1 pseudogene is annotated in these 2,617 nt (G+C 55.1%); it reads left to right on the top strand.

Annotation, left to right across the window (positions count from 1 at the left end):
- Nucleotides 1-2,617, top strand: a pseudogene (locus tag QZ197_RS14355) (hypothetical protein); the annotation flags it as partial.

Here is a 2,617-nt window from a genome sequence, read left to right as displayed (position 1 = left end):
CGAAATCCCTGCTTGCAGGTGATCCGGAACGGGTCCGCATCTTTGCCGATGTGAACGACGCCGTGTTCCTGCCCAACGACTATGCCAACGTGAACCTCATTGTCGGCGCAGAGCAACCGCCGGTTGCCGTCGGTGCCCTCGCGCTGGACGGCGATCTGGGGGACTGGACGCCCGGCACCCGGCTTGACACGCCCGCGACCGGAGCCGCCGGCTACGGGATTTACGGTGATATTCAGGACAACAGTTTTGTTTTCGCAATCAGCGCCGATCCTTTGGACATCGGCAAAGGTACGACGATCTGGCTCGACACCGATCTGGACCGTTCCACGGGGCATCAGATTTGGGGTTTCACTGGGGGCGCGGAATACAACATCAACATCGGCACTGACGGGGTTGCGCGGCTGTATTCCGGCGCGGCTGGCCAGACCTTCGTGGCCGAACTCGACCACGCGATTAGCGCCGATGGCAGTGGCTTCGAAGTGGCGGTCGCGAAATCCCTGCTTGCAGGTGATCCGGAACGGGTCCGCATCTTTGCCGATGTGAACGACGCCGTGTTCCTGCCCAACGACTATGCCAACGTGAACCTCATTGTCGGCGCAGAGCAACCGCCGGTTGCCGTCGGTGCCCTCGCGCTGGACGGCGATCTGGGGGACTGGACGCCCGGCACCCGGCTTGACACGCCCGCGACCGGAGCCGCCGGCTACGGGATTTACGGTGATATTCAGGACAACAGTTTTGTTTTCGCAATCAGCGCCGATCCTTTGGACATCGGCAAAGGTACGACGATCTGGCTCGACACCGATCTGGACCGTTCCACGGGGCATCAGATTTGGGGTTTCACTGGGGGCGCGGAATACAACATCAACATCGGCACTGACGGGGTTGCGCGGCTGTATTCCGGCGCGGCTGGCCAGACCTTCGTGGCCGAACTCGACCACGCGATTAGCGCCGATGGCAGTGGCTTCGAAGTGACGGTCCCGAAATCCCTGATAGGTAATCCTGAACAGGTCCGCATCTTTGTCGATGTGAACGACACCGTGTTCCTGCCCAACGACTATTCCAACGTGGACTTCATTGTCGGCGCAGAGCCGGTTGCCGTCGGTGCCTACACGCTGGACGGCGATCTGGGGGACTGGACGCTCGGCAATTCCGCTGACATAATAGTACCATCTGCAACACTTGCAGAACACAAGGTACGATCCCTACCTACCCTTAAAGCTACTGATTACACTGTATCCGTCTTTGCAAAGGCGGCAGGGTATGATTACTTTGTCTTCAGAGAGGACATTAACGGTACTTTTGTAAATACGTTTTTCAACCTGTCAGCAGGGTCCATTGTGTCAACTGGCGCAGGGCGGACATCGGCAATAGAAGATGCTGGTGGCGGCTGGTATAAATGCTCAATAGCGGCAACCGCGACAGCCTCAGCAAAGGATATTGGTTTTGGCGTCTCCGCGAACGGTACGGACGTTTCTTTTACTGGTAACGGTACATCAGGTATCTTCCTATGGGGCGCACACCTCTATCGCTCCGACCTCGGTGGCATGGTGGCCAACCCTGCCCGTGGTGACAGCTACGTCCCGACCACTGACAGCGCAGTATACCTCCCCCGCGTAGGCCACCACCTCTACAATGGCTCTGCATGGGTAGACGAAGGGTATTTCCACGAGAGTGAAGCGCGAACGAATTTGCTGACTTATAGCAGTGAGTTTGATAATGTGGATTGGACTAAAAATCTAAACGTATCTATTACGGCTAATGCAATAGCTTCTCCTGATGGAACAACGAATGCAGACTTGGCAGAGCAAACTGGTGGCACTTTTACAGCCGTCAGCCAACCCATTACTCTAGTTTCTGGCTCTACTTACACTCTTTCTTTGTTTATGAAGGCCAACACCGCAGCCACCGCCAGACTTCGTGTTATCTCTGGGTCAACAGACGTAAACCTTCTTGCCATTGATCTAGAAAATGGAACGTCCTCTTCATATCAAGCTGAAGATTATGGAAGTGGCTGGTTCCGCTATGCGTTAAGTTTTGTTGCTGATGGCACAACGGGTCTTGTGTTTATTTATCCCGCAGATAGCTCCGCCGATTTGGGTAGCACTGGCATCTACGGCGCTCAAGTCGAAGCTGGCTCCACCCCAAGTTCCTACATCCCCACAGCAGGTGCTACAGTCCCACGCGCTGCGGATGCTATGACAATCCCTGCGGATAACTTGCCGTATTCCGCCACGGCTATGTCTATCCAAATGGAAGGGACAATGACAGGCGTAAGCAGTACATTTGCTAACTGGACTGAAGATGCAAGCAACGGCATACTTATGCAGTCAGGTGCAAGCAACTTTACATTCACGCAAGAGGCGGCAGGTGTTGTTGATACGGTAACAGGCGGCAGCTATACAAGCGGCATCAACGTCCCGTTCAACATCGCTTCCCGTCATGGCTCTACGTTCATCAATGGTGCAGTAGATGGGACAGCACTCACAGCGGACACCACACCAGTGGCTCTACCTGACTTGTTAGCTACGGATATGGATATCGGGTCTACCTTCATGGGTACAATCAAGTTGTTCCGTGTGTGGGCTGATGACTTGACTGATGCTGGCATTGAGGAGGC

This window comes from Yoonia sp. (assembly GCF_017854415.1).
Classification (GTDB): domain Bacteria; phylum Pseudomonadota; class Alphaproteobacteria; order Rhodobacterales; family Rhodobacteraceae; genus Yoonia.
The sequence above is the reverse complement of the archived record's forward strand: the minus strand, read 5'-3'. Positions and strand labels throughout refer to the sequence as shown.